This is a genomic window from Pseudarthrobacter sp. NIBRBAC000502770 (assembly GCF_006517815.1).
GTDB lineage: Bacteria > Actinomycetota > Actinomycetes > Actinomycetales > Micrococcaceae > Arthrobacter > Arthrobacter niigatensis.
Genome location: NZ_CP041198.1, coordinates 282,840 through 300,925, shown reverse-complemented (window position 1 = coordinate 300,925; position 18,086 = coordinate 282,840). Strand labels below are relative to the sequence as shown.

General features: G+C 67.5%; 13 protein-coding genes, 1 tRNA gene and 1 pseudogene. 6 read left to right on the top strand and 9 right to left on the bottom strand.

Annotated features, from left to right (window positions below):
* Positions 1-9: 9 nt before the first annotated feature.
* Both pcrA and NIBR502770_RS01775 read right to left on the bottom strand, forming a co-directional pair.
* Positions 10-2,553 carry a DNA helicase PcrA gene (gene pcrA / locus NIBR502770_RS01780; RefSeq protein ID WP_371416509.1) on the bottom strand — a complete coding sequence of 848 codons (2,544 nt, stop codon included), beginning with the start codon at positions 2,551-2,553 and terminating at the stop codon, positions 10-12.
* An 83-nt stretch (positions 2,554-2,636) separates the two neighbouring features.
* Positions 2,637-3,467 carry an inositol monophosphatase gene (locus NIBR502770_RS01775; protein WP_141180827.1) on the bottom strand — a complete coding sequence of 277 codons (831 nt, stop codon included), beginning with the start codon at positions 3,465-3,467 and terminating at the stop codon, positions 2,637-2,639.
* Positions 3,468-3,499: 32 nt separating this feature from the next.
* Here NIBR502770_RS01775 and NIBR502770_RS01770 point away from each other — a divergent pair, with 32 nt between their 5' ends.
* On the top strand, positions 3,500-4,126 hold the full coding sequence (locus tag NIBR502770_RS01770) for a hypothetical protein (protein WP_141158022.1): 627 nt from the start codon (positions 3,500-3,502) through the stop codon (positions 4,124-4,126).
* On the opposite strand, the gene NIBR502770_RS01765 is transcribed toward NIBR502770_RS01770, so the two are convergent.
* Positions 4,123-4,896: a DUF998 domain-containing protein gene (locus tag NIBR502770_RS01765; protein ID WP_141158023.1), complete on the bottom strand. Its 774-nt coding sequence runs from the start codon at positions 4,894-4,896 to the stop codon at positions 4,123-4,125. The two genes, NIBR502770_RS01770 and NIBR502770_RS01765, sit on opposite strands and share 4 nt — an antisense overlap.
* 82 nt (positions 4,897-4,978) lie before the next feature.
* Between NIBR502770_RS01765 and NIBR502770_RS01760 the strand changes: the two genes are divergently transcribed.
* The 3 genes from NIBR502770_RS01760 to NIBR502770_RS01750 all read left to right on the top strand — a co-directional run bounded on the left by NIBR502770_RS01760 (position 4,979) and on the right by NIBR502770_RS01750 (position 5,945).
* Positions 4,979-5,051 (top strand) — tRNA-Arg (locus tag NIBR502770_RS01760).
* 1 nt (position 5,052) lies between these two features.
* The gene (locus NIBR502770_RS01755) at positions 5,053-5,532 is read left to right on the top strand and encodes a DUF6314 family protein (protein ID WP_210418901.1); all 480 of its coding nucleotides are present in this window, start codon (positions 5,053-5,055) and stop codon (positions 5,530-5,532) included.
* A complete protein-coding gene (locus NIBR502770_RS01750; RefSeq protein WP_141180826.1) occupies positions 5,529-5,945 on the top strand; it encodes an NUDIX domain-containing protein in 417 nt (138 codons plus the stop codon). The genes NIBR502770_RS01755 and NIBR502770_RS01750 overlap by 4 nt, the downstream gene beginning before the upstream one ends.
* Positions 5,946-5,969: 24 nt before the next feature.
* Here the strand turns inward: NIBR502770_RS01750 and NIBR502770_RS01745 are convergent, their stop codons facing one another.
* Complete coding sequence (locus NIBR502770_RS01745) at positions 5,970-7,883, bottom strand: ABC transporter ATP-binding protein (RefSeq protein ID WP_141180825.1); 1,914 nt, start codon at positions 7,881-7,883, stop codon at positions 5,970-5,972.
* Between the two features lie 2 nt (positions 7,884-7,885).
* The gene (locus tag NIBR502770_RS01740) at positions 7,886-9,547 is read right to left on the bottom strand and encodes an ABC-F family ATP-binding cassette domain-containing protein (RefSeq protein WP_141180824.1); all 1,662 of its coding nucleotides are present in this window, start codon (positions 9,545-9,547) and stop codon (positions 7,886-7,888) included.
* A 246-nt stretch (positions 9,548-9,793) separates the two neighbouring features.
* Here NIBR502770_RS01740 and NIBR502770_RS01735 point away from each other — a divergent pair.
* Positions 9,794-10,524: pseudogene (locus NIBR502770_RS01735) on the top strand (hypothetical protein).
* Complete coding sequence (locus NIBR502770_RS01730; protein ID WP_141180823.1) at positions 10,521-11,258, top strand: hypothetical protein; 738 nt, start codon at positions 10,521-10,523, stop codon at positions 11,256-11,258. Before NIBR502770_RS01735 ends, NIBR502770_RS01730 begins: the two are co-directional and overlap by 4 nt.
* 221 nt (positions 11,259-11,479) lie before the next feature.
* Here NIBR502770_RS01730 and NIBR502770_RS01725 read toward each other — a convergent pair whose 3' ends face one another.
* The 4 genes from NIBR502770_RS01725 to NIBR502770_RS01710 all read right to left on the bottom strand — a co-directional run bounded on the left by NIBR502770_RS01725 (position 11,480) and on the right by NIBR502770_RS01710 (position 18,033).
* Entirely contained in the window at positions 11,480-14,512 is a 3,033-nt protein-coding gene (locus NIBR502770_RS01725) for a glycoside hydrolase family 38 C-terminal domain-containing protein (protein ID WP_141180822.1), read from the bottom strand.
* A gap of 125 nt (positions 14,513-14,637) precedes the next feature.
* The gene (gene fdhD, locus NIBR502770_RS01720) at positions 14,638-15,516 is read right to left on the bottom strand and encodes a formate dehydrogenase accessory sulfurtransferase FdhD (RefSeq protein WP_141158030.1); all 879 of its coding nucleotides are present in this window, start codon (positions 15,514-15,516) and stop codon (positions 14,638-14,640) included.
* Between the two features lie 94 nt (positions 15,517-15,610).
* Positions 15,611-17,029: a molybdopterin molybdotransferase MoeA gene (locus NIBR502770_RS01715; protein WP_141180821.1), complete on the bottom strand. Its 1,419-nt coding sequence runs from the start codon at positions 17,027-17,029 to the stop codon at positions 15,611-15,613.
* Positions 17,026-18,033, bottom strand: a complete 1,008-nt coding sequence (locus tag NIBR502770_RS01710; RefSeq protein WP_246857358.1) for an NTP transferase domain-containing protein — start codon at positions 18,031-18,033, stop codon at positions 17,026-17,028. The genes NIBR502770_RS01715 and NIBR502770_RS01710 overlap by 4 nt, the downstream gene beginning before the upstream one ends.
* Positions 18,034-18,086: the final 53 nt, after the last annotated feature.

Here is an 18,086-nt window from a genome sequence, read left to right as displayed (position 1 = left end):
GCGCGCCCATCAGGCGTCGAGTTTGGTGAGGGGGGCGTAGCGCAGCAGCAGGCGCTTTTCGCCGACGTCGAACTTCACCTTCGCCACGGTCTTGTCTCCGGCTCCTTCAAGGGCCAGGACCGTTCCGTTGCCGAAGCTGGTGTGGTTGACTTTGTCCCCCACACTGACGGCGATGATTTCCTTCTGCGGTTGCACCCGGGTCTTGGCAAGGAACGCCGGAACGTCGGCATTGAACCCTGCAGACGAATCTGCCGCCGCTCCGCGGGAGGTGCCGGCGCCCCAGAAGGACCCGCTGTACCGGCCCGAACCAATCGAACCACCCCCGGCCCATGACTGGCGGCTGGTTCCCTCCCGTTTCCATTCCAGGAGCTCTGCGGGGATTTCCTCGAGGAACTGGCTGGCGGGGTTGTACTGGCTCTGGCCCCACATGCTGCGTACCTCGGACCGGGTCACGTACAGCCGCTTCCGGGCACGGGTGAGCCCCACGTAGGCCAGCCGGCGTTCCTCGGCGAGCTCCTTGGGGTCGGTGGCTGAGCGCTGGTGCGGGAAGAGCCCGTGTTCCATGCCGGTCAGGAACACCACGGGAAACTCCAGGCCCTTGGCCGTGTGCAGGGTCATCAGTGTCACCACGCCAAGCCGTTTGGCTTCGGCCACGGCGGCGTCAATGTCCGCGCCGGGGGCGTCCGGGATCTGGTCGGCGTCTGCCACGAGGGACACCTGTTCAAGGAAGGCACCCAGGCTTCCCTCCGGATTCTCCTGCTCGTACTCGCGGACCACGGCCACGAGCTCGGCGAGGTTTTCCACGCGTGACTCGTCCTGCGGATCGGTGCTGGAGCGCAGCGCCGCGAGGTAGCCGGTCTGTTCAAGGACCGCTTCGAGTGCTGCGGCAGCGCCGGACCCGGCGGCCACCTCGGCGAGGTCGTCCAGCATTTTCACGAAGCCCAGGACGGCGTTAACCGAACGGGTGGCCATGCCCGGAGCCTGGTCGGCGCGGCGGGCGGCTGCCATGAAGGACGTGCGTTCGCGGCTGGCGAGGGCCGCCACGGCGCCTTCGGCACGGTCCCCGATGCCCCGCTTGGGTTCGTTCAGCACCCGGCGGAGGTTGACGTCGTCGTCCGGGTTCACCAGGACGCGCAGGTACGCGAGGGCGTCCTTGATTTCCTTGCGCTCGTAAAAACGTGTGCCGCCCACCACTTTGTACGGCAGGCCCACCCGCACCAGCACGTCCTCGATGGAACGGGACTGGGCGTTGGTGCGGTAGAAGATGGCGACGTCGCCCGGGCGGAGGTTCTCCTCGTCCTGGAGCCGGTCGATCTCCTTGGCGATGAACTGCGCTTCGTCGTGTTCGTTTTCGCCAACGTAGCCGATGATTTTGTGGCCTTCGCCTTCAGCCGTCCACAGCCTTTTCTCGGGCCTGTTGGGGTTGCGCGAGATCACCGAGTTGGCGGCACTCAGGATGTTCTGGGTAGAGCGGTAATTCTGCTCCAGTTTGATGGTTCGGGCCTCGGGGTAGTCCTTTTCGAACTCCACGATGTTCCGGATGTCAGCGCCGCGGAAGGCGTAGATGGACTGGTCCGAGTCGCCCACAACGGTAAGCTCCGACGCGCCAGGGCCTTCGCCCACGATCTCCCTGACCAGGGCGTATTGGGCATGGTTGGTGTCCTGGTATTCGTCCACCAGGACGTGGCGGAACCGGCGGCGGTATGACTCTGCCAAGGCCGGGAAGGCGCGGAACATGTAGACGGTCTCGGCGATGAGGTCGTCGAAGTCCATGGCGTTGGCCTGCCGGAGGCGCTGGGTATAGCCCTTGTAGACGTCCGCCACCGCGTGTTCGAAGGGGTCGTTGTAGTTGGCTTCCGAGGCAAAGGAGTCGGCGTCGATGAGCTCGTTCTTCAACGCGGAAATCTTGTGCTGGATGGCCTTGGGCGCAAACTTCTTGGGGTCCAGGTCAAGGGACTTGGAAACCTGGGTAACCAGGCGCAGGGAGTCGGCGGAGTCGTAGATGGAGAAGTTGGATTTGAGGCCGACATTCGCCGCTTCCTGGCGCAGGATCCGCACGCAGGACGAGTGGAACGTGGAGATCCACATGATCTTGGCGCGTCCGCCCACCAGGGCCTCGATGCGCTCCCGCATTTCCGCGGCCGCCTTGTTGGTGAAGGTAATGGCCAGGATTTCGCCGTGGTGCGCCCGGCCGGTGGCGATCAGGTAGGCGATCCTGTTACTGAGCACGCGGGTCTTGCCCGAGCCCGCGCCGGCGACGATCAGCAGCGCGGATCCGCCGTGCTTGACCGCTTCCTCCTGCTGCGGGTTCAGCCCTTCCAGCAGCTGGGCAGCATCCGGGCGGCGGCTGCCATGGTGGCCGTCGTCCTGCCGGTTACCGGCGTTCCGGCTGGACTGTTGCCAGCCGCCTGAGCGGTGAAGACCGCCATCCTGCGGATCCGGCATCCCGCCCGGCCCCGCCGTGGTGGCAACGCCCTCAGGCTCCGTCCTGGTGCGGGCGGTGGAGGCAGGAGCGGCCTTGAACGGTCCGTCAGAGTACGGGTCAAACAACATATCCATGGTGCCTACAAGTCTAGGCGGTGGGACCGACAACGCCTTCCAGGCTGTGGATTACTCCCGGTGCACGGGCAATTGCCTTAGGCCACCGAGCCTGACTCGAGGGCCGCACGCAGCTCGCGGACCGCCGTCGTTCCTCCTGCGATGAACCACTCCAGCCCGTTGACGTGGACGGTGTCCACGGCCCCGCCGGCCGCAAGGACGATCGCCTTGCCCGGCAGCCAGTCCCATTCCGGGCAGCTGTGCTGGTACCAGCACCCCAGCTGCCCGTCGGCTACCCGGCTCAGGTCGCAGGAACCGGATCCGAGCATGCGGAGGGATGCGGCGGAGGTGGCCGCGGCGTGCCACGGCATGGCGCACATGGGGTCCATCAACCATGTGGGGTGGATGTAGGTGGCCGCACCAAGTTCGGCAACGCTGGTGGTGTTGCGCCTGCCTCTGTCCGCCGTGAATGTCGTCAGCAGATCGCCGTTGAGCGTCGCCTGCCGGTCATGCCCGCCAAGCCACAGCTTGTCCTCTTCAGGCTGGAAGACGGCGCCCAGGAGCACATCGCGGTGGTCCTTGAGTGCGATGGCGGAGCACCAGTAGGTGGAGCCGTGCAGGAAGTTGTAGGTGCCGTCCACGGGGTCGATCACCCAGGTGCGTCCGCTGGTTCCCTGGACGGAGGCGCCTTCCTCGCCCAGGATGCCGTCCTCCGGCCGGCAGCGCTGGAGCTGTTCCAGCACATAAGCCTCCGCGGCGCGGTCCGCCGCGGTCACCACATCGGAGACGGAGGTCTTCTGTTCAGACTGCAGGCCGGCCATGCGCATGAGGAGCGCCAGCTGTCCGGCTTCACGGACCAGCGCGGAGGCCAGTTCGTAGTCGTCCAATGAGGGGTCAAGAACAGCTGCGCTGTGTCGGCCAGTGGTCATGGGTTCAGTTTATGGGGCGGGATAATGGTGGCATGGCCAAAACCCCTGCCCAGCGGATCAAGAAGCACGGCGCCAACGCGGCGGTGCCGCAACATCACCTGCCACCGGTGGTCAACCCCACCACTGCTCGCACGCCGGAAAAGGCGCAGGGCAACAGCAACCTGATCGTCATTGCCGGCGTGGTGGCCAGCCTGTTCCTGTTCTGGTACCTGCACCTGCTGACCCTGTCCCAGCTCACCCAGCTCTCCCAGGAAATGGCCATGCCTGATTCGTTGGTTGGTGGTTTTGACCCCGGCTACATCGGCCGGCTGCAGGGGGTCATGAACAGCGACGCCCTGGGCCAGCTGAACTACGTCCACAAGACCGCGGGCACCCTCTTCCCGCTGATCTTCGGGTTCACGTGGCTGCTGCTCATTGGGACCAACGTGGCGCGGAAGGCGGTGCGCTGGGCGCTCTGGGCTTTGCCCATGCTGTTCGTCGTGGTGCGGCTGTGGGGCAACGTGGCCATCGACGCCATGATGGGCACTGAAGGTCCCGACGCCGGCCAGGTGGCCCTGGCATCCGGCCTCACCATTGCAGGCTGGGTCCTTCTGGTGCTGAGCCTCCTGGCCGGGGCCGCGGCGGTGTTCCTCAACAGCAGGAAGAGGAAAGAGCCCTAAACGGCAGTTGCCTTTGCGGCAGCTGCCTCCGCCCGCCGCTGCATCCGGTGCCGATGCACCCGCTGGGCGATGACCAGCCCCGCTGCGGCCATCCCCACCGTGACCGGATAACCCATCAGCCGTTCCAAAGTGCCAGGCTCGGGAACCCCCATGCGGGTCAGTCCACCCGTGGCCGTGGCCGCCAGCGACACGCCTCCGCACACCAGCAGGAACCACGCCATCCCGGTCTTCCGAAGCCACAGCACGCCCAGCACCAGCAATGCCAGCCCGCCGGAGATGAAATATGTGATGGCGCCGGCGTAGTGCCAGGGTGAGCCCGTATCCTCCGGGACCAGCCCCACCACCACGGTTCCCGCCCCGGCGGCTCCGGTGAGCAGCCGGACTGCGGAGGCCGCAAGCCAGGGCTCCCGGCGCCGCCAGTCCACCCGCGTGCCAGGCCGCGCGGCCACGCGCAGCAGGCCCGAGGTCAGCAGTACCGCCCCCACCAGCAGTCCCAGGCCCTGGACCACGAACGAGGCATTCATGAGCCAGTTCAGGGGCGAGCAGACATCCCGTCCGGAATAGATGCCGCAGTGGAGCGCCCCCAGGTCGCTGATGTACCCCGTCCGCAGGTCGTACGGGCGGGGTCCCGCCCACGCCATGGCCACGGCAGCCTCGGCGGCGAAATACTGCAGCACGCTCAACACCGCCCACGCCCCGATGTACTGCCGGGTGGACGCCACGTTCGGGGTGACGGCAGTGGCGGGAGTGGCAGTGGGTGCTGGACTCATGCCTTGAGCGTAGTACGGCCCGGCACCTTGTATGCTTGTAACCGTGTCCGGACGGACCGGCCCCGCCGGCCCCCGGGTGCGCGCCCTCGTAGCTCAGTGGATAGAGCACGGCTCTCCTAAAGCCGGTGTCGTTGGTTCGATTCCAATCGAGGGCACTTGAACTCTCCTTCCCCGGAGCCAAGCCTCCGCGCCTACCTCCTGGGCCGCCGCCCAACAAGCCAGCCGGGGCAGCCGGGCCGCTGGCTGGTGGAGCGGGACCTCCTGGACAGGTCGGACGGCACCCGCGGGACCTTTTCCGGCGTCGCGATTTTCACCCCCACGGACGACGGCGGCCTGGCCCTTCGCGAGGAAGGCACCATGCGGTGGCCTACTTTCACGGGCCCCGCCTCCCGCGAGTACGTCCTGAAACCCCTGCCGCAGCCCGATGCGCTGGACGTATTCTTTCCCGACGGCAGGCCGTTCCACCGCATGGGCTTCGCCCCCGGTACAAGCCAGGACAGCCACTGGTGCGATCCCGACACCTACCGTGTTTCCTACACACGCCAGGGCCCGGACGCCTTCAGTTACAGCTGGGACGTGACCGGTCCCCGCAAGGATTTGCTGCTCGTCTCGCGCCTGGCAAGGATCACCGAATGAAGGATCGGATCGTGGTCTCCGCTGTCTGCGTGTTTGATGACGCCGGGCGCCTCCTGACCGTTCGGAAGCGCGGGACCGGCATGTTCATGCATCCCGGAGGCAAGCCGGAGCCGGGCGAAACCGCTGTGCAGGCAGCTGCGAGGGAACTCGCCGAGGAGGTCGGGATCGTGGTCCGACCGCAGGAGCTTGAACTGATGGGGGTGTGGATCGCCGACGCCGCGAACGAGGCCGCCACCGACATCGAAGCTACCGTCTTCATCGCCCCGGGCACATGGCAGGCCACGCCCGCCGCTGAAATCGCGGAGATCCGCTGGCTGGACATCAGCGCCCCGGCGGGCGCGGCCCTCCCCCACGACCTCGCGCCGCTGCTGACTGAGCACATCCTGCCCCTGCTGGCGGCGCGGGCAGTCTGAGAACCGGCGGGAGACCAGGAACCGCTAGAACTCGGGGACCGACTCCTGCGCCACAGCCGTGGCCTCGGCAAACTGTGTCCGGTACAGCTCGGCGTAGCGGCCGTCCGCCGCCAGCAGTTCGGTGTGGGTTCCCCGTTCCACGATTTGGCCGCCTTCCACCACCAGGATGGCGTCCGCCGCGCGCACGGTGGAGAGCCGGTGCGCAATCACGACGGCGGTCCGGCCCTCGAGCGCGGCGCCCAGGGCTGCCTGCACGGCGGCTTCGTTCGTGGAGTCCAGTGCAGCAGTGGCCTCATCGAGGATGACGACCCGGGGTTGGGCGATCAGGAGCCGGGCGATGGTCAGGCGCTGGCGTTCGCCGCCGGAAAGCCGGTACCCGCGCTCCCCCACCACGGTCTCCAGGCCGTCCGGCAGGGACCTGATCATGGTCTCGAGGCGTGCCTGGCGCAGGACGTCCCACATGTCTTCGTCCGTGGCGTCGGGCCGGGCCAGCCGGAGGTTGGAGGCGATGGTTTCGTGGAACAGGTGGCCGTCCTGGGTGACCATGCCCAGGGTGTCCCGCAGCGAATCGAAGGTGGCGTCCCGGACGTCCAGCCCCGTCCCCGGCGCGGTGCCGCCAAGACGCACGGCGCCCGAATCGACGTCGTAAAGGCGCGACAGCAACTGGGCGATGGTGGACTTTCCGGCCCCGGAGGAGCCCACCAGGGCCACCGTCTGTCCTGGTTCCACCCGGAAGCTGACGCCGTGCAGCACTTCCTCGCCGCCCCGGGTGTCAAGGGTGGAGACTTCCTCCAGGGAGGCCAGGGAGACCTTGTCCGCCGAGGGGTAGGCGAAGCGGACGTTGTCGAACTCCACGGACACGGGCCCGGCCGGAACGGGCACGGCGTCCGGTTTCTGCTGGATGAGCGGCTTCAGGTCCAGGATCTCAAAGACCCGTTCAAAACTGACCAGTGCGCTCATGACTTCAACGCGGGCGTTGGACAGCGCCGTGAGCGGGGCATAGAGCCGCGTCAGCAGCAGCGCAAGGACCACCACGTCCCCGGGCGCGAGCTGGCCGCCCAGGGCGAGCCAGCCGCCCAGTCCGTAAACCAGCGCGAGCGCGAGCGCTGACACCAGCGTCAGGGCCGTGACGAACGTGAACTGCAGCATGGCCATGCGGACGCCGATATCGCGGACACGGCCCGCGCGGGCGGCGAACTCGCGGGATTCCTCATCCGGGCGGCCGAACAGCTTCACCAGTGTGGCGCCGGGCGCGGAGAACCGCTCCGTCATCTGGGTGCCCATGGCCGCGTTGTGCGCAGCGGCTTCGCGGCGCAGGTCCGCCAGTTTGGAGCCCATGCGGCGGGCCGGGATCAGGAAGATCGGCAGCAGCACCATGGCGAGCACGGTGACCAGCCAGGACTTGTTGAGCATCACGACCAGGGTCAGGGCCAGAGCCACGGAGTTGCTCACCACGCCGGAGAGCGTGCCGGCAAAGGCGGACTGCGCTCCGATGACGTCGTTGTTGAGGCGGCTGACCAATGCTCCTGTCCGGGTGCGGGTGAAGAAGGCAATGGGCATGCGCTGCACGTGGTCGAACACCCGGGTGCGCAGGTCCACGATGACGCCTTCGCCGATGGTCGAGGACAGCCAGCGGGTCAGCAGCCCCACCCCGGCTTCGCCCACGGCCACGATGGCGATCAGCACGGCCAGCCAGATCACGGTGCCGGCATCCGTCTTGGCGATGATGGCGTCAACCACCTGGCCGGCGAGCACCGGGGTGGCGACGGCCAGGAAGGCCGCTGCGATGGAGGAGAGCACGAAGGCGATGAGCTTGCCCCTGTGCGGAGCGGCGAAGGCCAGCACCCGCTTCAGGGTCTCCTTTGAGAACGGCTTGGAGCCGCTCTTGGCGGTGCTGATGTTGTAGAGCGAGCTCCACGCAACGCGGTCCATGCTCATGGTTATTTCTCCTGGCTTGCAGTGTGGTGGAGCTCCTGGACCGTGCCGTTTTCCAGGTGCCACCGGTAGTCGAGTCGGACATTTTCGAGCAGCCGGCGGTCATGGGTGACCAGCAGCAGCGCTCCGTCGTAGCTTTCAAGGGCCTCTTCCAGCTGCTCGATGGCGGGCAGGTCGAGGTGGTTGGTGGGTTCGTCAAGCACCAGCAGGTTCACGCCGCGCGCCTGGAGCAGGGCCAGGGCTGCCCGCGTCCGCTCCCCCGGCGAGAGGGAATCCACGGTCCGCGACGTGTGGTCCGCCTTGAGGCCGAACTTGGCCAGAAGGGTGCGGACGTCGGCGCTGTTCCAGTCGGCCAGTACGGCTTCGACGGCGTCGCCCAGCGGCTGGGCACCGTCAAGCAGGCCGCGGGCCTGGTCGATTTCGCCGACGGCGACGGTGGCACCCAGGGAGGCGTCGCCGTCGTCCGGTGCCTGGGTTCCCAGCAGGAGGCGCAGCAGGGTGGACTTCCCGGCGCCGTTCGGGCCCGTGATCCCGATCCGCTCACCGCCATTGAGCTGGAGGTTCACGGGTCCCAGTGTGAAGCTGCCCTGGCGTGCCACGGCGTTGCGCAGGGTGGCGACGACGGCGCTGGAGCGCGGCGCCTGCCCAATGCTGAACTGCAGCTGCCATTCCTTCCGGGGCTCCTCCACCACGTCCAGCCTGGCGATGCGTGATTCCATCTGCCGGACTTTTTGGGCCTGTTTCTCGGAGGACTCGGTGCTCGCGGCGCGCCGGATCTTGTCGTTGTCAGGGTTCTTCTTCATGGCGTTCCGGACGCCCTGCGAACTCCACTCACGCTGGGTCCGGGCCCGGGATACCAGGTCTGCCTTGGTGGCGGCGAAGTCCTCGTACTTCTCGCGGGCGTGCCGCCGCGCCACGGCGCGCTCCTCGAGGAAGGCGTCGTAGCCGCCGTCGTAGACTGCCACGCTGTTCTGGGCCAGGTCCAGCTCAACCACGCGCGTCACACAGCGGGCCAGGAACTCACGGTCATGGCTGACCAGCACCACCCCGCCGCGCAATCCCGTCACAAAGTTTTCGAGCGTGGCCAGCCCGGCGAGGTCCAGGTCATTCGTGGGCTCGTCCAGCAGCACCACGTCGAAACGGCTCAGCAGCAGGGCTGCGAGCGCCACCCGCGCCGCCTGGCCGCCGGAAAGCCCGGTCATCAGCGCTTCGGGACCAGCGTCCAGGCCCAGCTCCGCAAGCACGGCAGGGATGCGGTCATCCAGGTCGGCGGCGCCGGAGGCCATCCAGCGGTCAAAGGCCCGGGCGTACGCATCATCTGCCCCGGGGGCACCGGAGCCAAGGCCCTCGGCGGTGGACTCCATCTCGTGGGTGGCTTCGGCGCAGCCGGTCCGGCGGGCGATGTACCCTGCCACCGTTTCGCCGGGAACACGTTCGTGTTCCTGGGGCAGCCAGCCGACGAAGGCATCGGCCGGGGCAAGGCTGACGGAGCCTTCCTGCGGTTGGTCAACACCGGCCAGGAGGCGCAGCAGCGTGGACTTCCCGGCGCCGTTGGCGCCCACGACCCCGACGACGTCGCCGGGGGCTACGGTCAGGGAGAGCCCGGAAAAAAGGGTGCGGTGGCCGTGGCCGCCGGAAATGTCCTTGGCGACAAGCGTTGCAGTCATGGTGGTCCTTTCGCCGCTGCCCGGACAGCCGTTGACGGCCGGCAGAGGCGGCACAAACAGGCCGCGGCGCCGCTGGGGCTGCAGGACATAGAAGAACCCGCTGGTCCGGACTTGGGGGGTGTACGGACCAACGGGCTCGACCATCAACTATAGACGACTGTGGGCCGCGGACAAAATCAGCGGCACGGAGCGTCCGGCGGGGCACGGTAAAATCGTCAGCACCACCCGTTCTGCAGAGAGCCGTCCATGACCCTTTCCGCCAAGGCGTTCCAGCGCTGGCTGCAAGGCATCGCACCGGATGCCAGCACTGCCGACGTCTGCCGGGTCTCAGGAATCAAGCGGACCACCCTCGCCCAGCAGCTGGTCCGGGGCAAGGTCTCCGTCACCACCGTGGTCAGCATCAGCCGGGCCTACAAGATCAACCCGGTATCCGCGCTGGCCGGGTTCGATGCCTACAGTGCCCTGGCAGGCCCACCGCGTCCGCCCACCAGGAACGAACTGGTAAGCCAGATTTCCAGCGCTGACCTTCTCCGGGCGCTCCTCTCGCGGCCGGCCATGGACGCCCCCGCGGAGCAGCCGCCCCTGCCCTCAGCCCGGCCCCGCACGCGACCTCCGTAAAGAACTGGGTGGATGCCATTGACGACGGCGAGGTCCGGCACCGCGTGTCCGCCGCCACCGGGGTGGCCCCGCAAAACTACTCCGCGCAGTTGACCGCCAACCGGCTGTCGCCCGAGCTCGCCATGGCCACCGCAGCTGCCGCGGGGGTTGGACCGGCCGGCGGACTGGTCGCTACGGGAATCATCACAGAGGAGGAGGCGGGCTGGCCCCCTGGAGCCCGGCAGGCTGCCCTGGCCAGCCTCTCTGACGGAGAACTCACCGTGCTTGCCGGGGACAGGCTCCAGGCACTGGGCAAAGTATTGCGCCGCCAGGAGCAGGACCAGGCGCAGACAGAAAAGATTTGGGAGAACCTGGGATGATCGAGACCCTTCAATGGACCACGCTGGCCGTCTGCGCATTCGTTGCAGCGGCCCGCATTCCCAGCACCCTCCGCGGTGAGAACCGGTCGCTGTTCGGCATCTTTGCCATGATGACCCTGGCCATCCTGTTGAGCATCCAGGGCCCCTATCTGGTGATCGACCAGGCGCTGGGGGGAATCAACCTGGCCAACCTGCTGCTCCGGTTCGTGATCTTCGCCGCCATCTATTTCATGGGCATCCGCATTTCCCGTGGGTTTGGTGCAAAGGACGCCTACCGGCTCATCACCGGCCGGACAGGAATGGCAGTCCTCGCCGTCATATCCGCGGTCGCCGTGACACTGTTCTTCCTGATGGACACCAGCGGTTCCGCCGCGGGACTTACGGGCGTAGTGGGCACCGACCCCTGGAACTCCGCGCTGCTCGAATATTACGGGGCTGCCGGCCGCGCGTACCCCGCCTTTGTTGCGCTCGCCCTGCTCCCGGCCATGGTCCGCGCCGTATCGAGTCGGCTACCCGCCCTAATCCGGGCTGCCGCCGCCCTGCTGGCCCTTGGCGCCGTGGCGACGGGGCTGACCTTGTCGTTCCCTCTGATACCGCCGGCCCTCGGCCACATTGAGTTCATCATCAACTACACGGCGGTGCTGTGCTTCGTAGTTGGCCTGGCCCTAATTTGGGCCGCCCGGGTGGTAAATGGACGAAGCGGGGCCCGCCAAAAGACATCTACCGAAACGTAACCTGCACCCGCTTTCACAAAATCATTAGAGTGTGACACAATCATGAATGTGTGAAGGCGGGGCTGTCCCAGTGTTTTCGAACGGGGATAAATTCCAAAACGCCGGCAGCTCCGGGGGCCTTTGCACACATTGGGGGGATGAGTGGTGGCGGATCGTTGGGGACCGCCCCCACTCAGCCTGTTTAAGGCCCCCAACCTGCCTCCAGCCCGGGCAAGGAACTCCTACTTCCGGGCAAACCTCAACGTGACGAGCTGGAAAGGCCGGAGCTGAAGCACGGCCCGGTTGTCGCAGGGCTCGACCCCGGCGGCTTCGGCAGGTCGCTCCAGAAGGTCCGTGGGCACAACCTCCCGCACCGGGAAGTTTGCCGTAATGTTCCCCGCCGAACGCTGTCCCAGTGACTCATACAGCCGGACCACTACGTCGCCGGAACCGTCCTGCGCCAGTTTCACGGCTTCGATGACCAGGGCAGGATTGCTGACGGAGAAAAGCGGCTCCACTCCGTGGGCGCCGGTGACCAGCCGGGGTGCCAGGTTTGTCCGGTACCCTTCCTGGACGGCATCGGCAATGCCGGCACCCGGGCGGATGGCCACGGTCAACTCGTGACGTCCCCGGTCTGCGTCGGGGTCGGGGAACTTGGGCGCCCGCAGCAGGGACAGCCGCACCGTGGTGGTGGTTCCGCCGTCGGACTCCCTGATGCTCCTTCCCACGTCATGGCCGTAAGTGGATGAGTTGGACACGGCGACGCCGTAGCCGGGTTCACCCACATGGATCCACCGGTGGGCGCAGATTTCGAACTTTGCTGCCTCCCACGACGTGTTGGTGTGCGTGGGCCGGAAGACGTGGCCGAACTGCGTTTCGGCAGCCGACCGGTCCGCCCGCACATCCAGTGCGAAGCCGAGCTTCAGCAGCTTTTCGCGTTCCTGCCAGTCCACGGAGGTGGTGATCTCCAGGGACGCACTGCCGGGGGCAAGCGTGATGCGCTGGGTCAGCGGCGAGGTCCCGGCCAATCGCTCCACCACCACGACGGCGCTGCCGCCTCCGCCGTCAAGCCGGACCGATTCTGCGTGGACCAGTGGGGTGACGTTGCGCCGGTAGAACTCATCGATATCCCAGGCGTCCCATTCGTTGGGGGTGTCACGGTGCAGTTCGAGCAGGTTGCCGCGCTGGCCGGGGGCGATCGCTTCGCGGCCGCTGGCATGGTCGCGCAGGGAGGAAAGCAGCCCGTCCGCATCCACCACGGCCCGGATAACACCATTGTCCAGGACGTAGCCGCCGTCATGCGGTGTTGCCCGTACTGGTTCCGGGCTCAACGCCGGTTCGGCCGCCCCCAGCGCGGGGACCCCGTCCCTGGGATGCGGTGCGGCGTTCAACAGGAACTGGCGGCTGCCGGTGCCCAGCATCTCGGCGGCGGCGCGGCTGATCAACGCCTCAAGGGCGTTCTCGACAGCCTGGTAATTCCGCTCGGCGTCCTGGTGGACCCAGGCAATGGAGCTGCCGGGAAGGATGTCGTGGAACTGCTGGAGCAGCACCAGTTGCCAGAGGCGCTGAAGCTCGGCGCCCGGATAGTCGTAGGCACCGCCGCCGCGGACGGCAGCCGTGGCGCACCACAATTCGGCTTCGCGCAGGAGGTGCTCGCTGCGCCGGTTGCCCTTCTTTGTCTGTGCCTGGCTGGTGTAGGTGCCGCGGTGGAGTTCCAGGTACATCTCGCCCACCCAGACCGGAAGTGCGGAGTAGTCTTCCTCGGCCTGCCGGAAGAAGCTTTCCGCGGATCCGACCCGGACCTTTGGAGAGCCTTCCAGGTCCGCCGTGCGTGCAGCTGCGGCGAGCATTTCGCGGGTGGGCCCGCCGCCGCCGTCGCCGTACCCGAACGGGACCAGCGATACGGTGCCGCGGCCATGGTCCCGATAGTTGCGCTCGGCGTGCGCCAGGTCCCGGGCGCTGAGATCCGAGTTGTAGGTGTCCACCGGCGGGAAGTGGGTAAACAGCCGGGTGCCGTCGATCCCCTCCCAGTTGAAAGTGTGGTGGGGCATCCTGTTGGTCTGGTTCCAGGAAATCTTCTGCGTGAGGAACCAGCGGCTGCCGGCGGACTTCACGATCTGGGGAAGGGCAGCGCTGTAGCCGAACGAATCCGGGAGCCACGCTTCCCGGCACTCAATGCCAAACTCGGCAAGGAAGAAGCCCTTGCCCTCCACGAACTGCCGGGCCATGGCTTCGCCGCCGGGCATGTTGGTGTCCGATTCCACCCACATGCCGCCGACCGGGACGAATTGCCCCGCGCGTACCTTTTCCCGGATCCGGCTGAAGAGGTCCGGGTACAGCTCCTTGATCCAGGCGAGCTGCTGCGCAGAGGAGCAGGAGAAGACAAAATTCGGGTCTTCATCCATCAGGGCCACCACGTTGGAGAAGGTCCGGGCGCATTTGCGGATGGTTTCACGGACCGGCCAGAGCCAGGCGGAGTCGATGTGGGCGTGCCCGGTGGCAACCAGTTGGTGGGCGGAGGCGTAGGCGGGCCTGGTCAGGACGTCGGCGAGCGCCCGGCGCCCGGCTGCCGCGGTCCCGGCAACGTCCTCCGGGTCCATCACGTCCATCATGTGTTCGAGGGCGCGGAGGATCTCGTGGCGGCGCGGGAGCTCCAGGGGAAGCTGCTCCATGAGGCCGGCGAGGGTCCAGACGTCCTGCTGGAGTTCCCACACGGTCTGGTTCAGCTCGGCGATGGCGATGGTTCCCAGCCGGTACTGCGGGGCGTCTCCTGCGGTCGCCTTGTCCCCCAAAGGGGTAGCGGCAAAGGTCCAGCCCTGCGCCATGTCCGGGTTGGCGGCCGCCTCCACGTAAAAGTCCACGGCCATGCCGCTGCCCAGCAGCTTGAGCGGGATGTACTGGTTGCGGGGTGAGATGGCCTTGATGATGCTGCCATCCGACCGCCAGGCGATTCCCTCGCACTGGAACCCGGGGGCTTCGGTGGTGAATCCCAGGTCCACCACCACCTCCACGGCGGTGTCAGGGCTGCCGCCCCAGGATTCGGGCACTTCCCCCTGCAGCCGCAGCCAGGTGGTGCCCCACGGCCGTCCCCAGGAGGCGCCGTGCTCCTGCGGCTGGAAGTCCTGCCGCATCGCTTCAAGCGCCGGGACCGGCTCACCGGGCACTTCCCAGCTGCTCAGGGTAAGCGGGACCGTCCTGCTGTAAACGGCAGGGGCAATGCGCTCCCGCACAAACCTCGCCAGGCGGACTTCCGTGATCCTGCGGTCGTCATGCAATATAGGTCCTCTTTAGGCTGGAGACTGGATCATCGAGTCCATTCGATGGACAAATCTACCTGTTGGCGGCACTGCGTCCAACCCCCTGGGCTGGTGGTGTGGGACGGGCCAAGGCGTTACCCGCGCTAAGGCCTTGGCACGGCGGGCTGGGGCCCGAGGACCCTGGAGTTCCCGGCGTAGATATTGAAACTGCTGCCCCGGCTGAAGCCTGCCAGGGTCAGCCCGTTGGCCTCTGCCAGTTCCACGGCAAGGCTCGATGGCGCACTCACGGCGGCCAGGACGGGGATTCCGGCAAGCGAGGCTTTCTGTACCAGTTCGAAGGACGCCCGGCCGGACACCTGGAGGACAGTCCCCGCCAACGGCAGGAGGCCTTCACGCAGTGCCCAGCCCACCACTTTGTCCACGGCGTTGTGGCGCCCTACGTCCTCGCGCAGGCACAGGAGCCGGGGGACGCCGTCGTCGTCGATCCTGAACAGGCCCGCCGCGTGTACGCCGCCGGTATCGTCGAAGACGCGCTGGGACTCCCGCAACAGGTCGGGCAGGGAGGCCAGGACCCTGGCATCCACGGTCAGCGGGTCCGGCTGGGGACTGTGGTGCGAGGACTTCTGGACGGCCTCGATGGAATCCGTTCCGCAGATGCCGCAGGAGCTGGACGTGTAGACCCGGCGGCCCGTGTCCGGGAGCGGGACGTCCGGCCGCAGCTGGGCCTCCACCACGTTGAACGTCTGGACGCCGTTTTCGTCCTCGCCGGCGCAGAACCGGAGCGACACCAGCTGCTCTGGGGCCCAGATGACGCCCTCGGACACCAGGAAGCCGGCCACCAGGTCGAAGTCATCGCCGGGGGTGCGCATGGTTACGGAATAGGACAGGCCGCCGAGCCGGATTTCCAGCGGTTCCTCCACGGCGAGGACGTCTTCACGGTGGCGGACCGGGTACTCCAGGGCACTTGGGGAACCATCCAGGACATACTTGTGCACCTTCCGGCGCTGGGTTACCCGTCCCATATTCCACCCTGCTTGTTCATTACTCCATCATGGCACCAACAAAGCCTGCCCTGTCCCAGGTAGCGCCTTCCGGGGGCACCGGCCCTGCCGTGCGTCAGCCCAGGAGCGCACTCCAGTCGACGGGCCCGCTGGTTGCCGGTTTGGCCTTGGGCTGGCCGGTGCGGGCGCCCGTTCGGGGCTTGGCTTTGGCATCACTTTCACCGGGCCGCGGGATGGGCGTCCCCCACGGCAGCGCGAAGGCAGGCACCAGCTCACCCAGCTGCACCCCGTGCGGCGGCACCACCAGTACGCCGTCCGCGGCTGCCAGCCCACGCATCATGCCGGGCCCAGTGTGCTGCGCCGGGGATGCCATGCCATACAGCAGCCGGAAGGGCATCAGCCGGGTACGGCCGGGGTCGGGCTCGATCATCGTCCCGCACGGCACGTCTTCCACCGGCGGCATGGGATGGTGCCCCAGGGCAGCCAGCAACGGGGCACCCACGGTGGAGAGGGCCATCATTGCCGCCAGCGGGTTGCCGGGAAGTCCCAGGACAAAACGGCCGTCGGGAAGTTCGGCGAGGACCGCGGGGTGTCCCGGCCGCATTGCCACGCCGTCGATGATGAGCCGGCCGCCGAGTTCGGCCACTGCCCGGCGGAGGTGGTCCGTTCCGGAGCGTCCAGTACCCCCGGTGGTGATGACGACGTCGGCAGGCAGGTCCGGTGCGCCGGGCACCTCTGGCAGCACGTCTTCGAGCGCCGCCAGCCATTCGGTGTACGAGTCGCCGATCCGCTGCTGGCCGGCGGCGATGCCGCCCAGCATTGCCACGACGTCAGGCAGCTGCGGGCCGAAGGTATCGCGTACCTGGCCGGGGGCGGGCGTGCCCTGGTCCACCACCTCTGATCCGGTCAGGACCAGGCGGACCACGGGCTTACCCTGGACCGGGACTTCGTCGTAGCCTGCCAGGGCGGCGAGGGCCAAGTGTGCGGGGTTGAGCGATACCCCGGCCTTGACCAGGATGTCCCCTTCGAGGGCTTCCTCCCCGGCTTTCCGGATGTGCTCTCCCGCGCGGGGCTCGCCCGGACGCGCCTTGCCGCCGGTCATCAGGACGGGCAGCCCCTCGTCATCCTGCCCCAGGACCGCGTTCTCGCTGCGAAGCACCGCCTTTGCACCGGGCGGGATGAGGCCACCGGTGGCAATGGGGCTGGCCTGGTGCGGCGCCAGCCGGCTACCGGCCTCCACCGGGATCCACGGGCCGCTTCCATTGACTGCCCAGCCGTCCATGGCTGAGGAGGCGTAATGGGGCATGTCCTGGAGGGCAACGATGTCCCGGTCGAGCTTGCGGCCAAGGGCTATCCGCAGGGCAACGGGGCCTGGCGGAATGGGGGTTGCTGCATCGAAGGCAGCCTGCCGGGCTTCCTGCCAGGTGTGCGCTGCCTGGTGATGGTCAGCAGGCGTGTGTTCAGTTTCGCCCCTGCGCGCCTGCGGCTCTGCTCCCGGCGGCGCGTCAGGACCGTGATGGGGTTCTGCGGTCATTCGCCGGGAGTCCCGGCGGCTTCAGCGTCGTAGTCGGCCGCCAGCGAACGGGCCACGGCCAGTGCCGCGTCCATCGATGCCGCATCCATCTCCCTGCCGGGTGCGGCAGCCAGTCCGGCGGCGAAGCCTGCGATGAAGGTAGTCAGCGGTGCGGCGGGCCGCACAACAGAGTGGGCGGCCACGCCTGCAAGCGCCAGCACGGCGTTGATATCCACCTGGACGTCCTCAAGTTTGTACGCCTGGAGGAGCGCCCTGCACCACTCTTCCAGTGTCTCGTCCTGGCTTTTCACGACTTGCCTCCCACGTTGTCTCCGGCTGTGCGCCGGACTTTCCCATGCGTGCTGGTTCCCGGCGGCAACACCCAGCGCGGCAGCATCGTCCCAGGTATCCACATCGGCGGTGGACCCGGCGGGGACTGTGACAAGCTGCACGTCCAGACTAGCAAGGAGCGCCCTGACCGAGCCGTTGACCAGGGCGTTGCGTGAAGCCAGGTCAGCGCAGGACCTTTTTAACCCAGCCGTGCTGTAGAAACCTGCCAACGGCTGGGTCCTGCCGTCCTCGGAACGGGCCACCACCCCACCTGGGCGGACGCCGGGATCGGACTGCAGCAATGCGTCCCGCAGCACTGCCACCGCCTGGGCGGCCAACGGCATGTCGCAGGCCAGCACCAGGGAGTAGGGGGCCCCTCCCCCGTTCCTCGCCAGGGTATCCAGGCCTGCGGCAATCGCAGCCGCCGGACCAGCAAAGGGCGGCTCCTCCCGGCATGCAAGCAGGTTGGCAGGGCGGACCGACAGTGGCAGCGGGTGGCCCTCCCCGGATTCACCCGGCAGGACTCCCGCATCGCCGACAACCACGGTCAGCCGGGCACCGGCCGCCGCGGCAACGGCGCGCTCCAGGAGGGTTTGGCCGTGGAAAACCAACGACTGCTTGGGCACGCCGCCCAGGCGCGATGATCGTCCCCCGGCAAGGATCAGGGCATCAAAAGCCAAGCTGTTCTTGTGCACTTCCCCAGCCTAGCGACCGGCACCCTTTCCGGCGCCGGGAGGCGCCGGGAAAC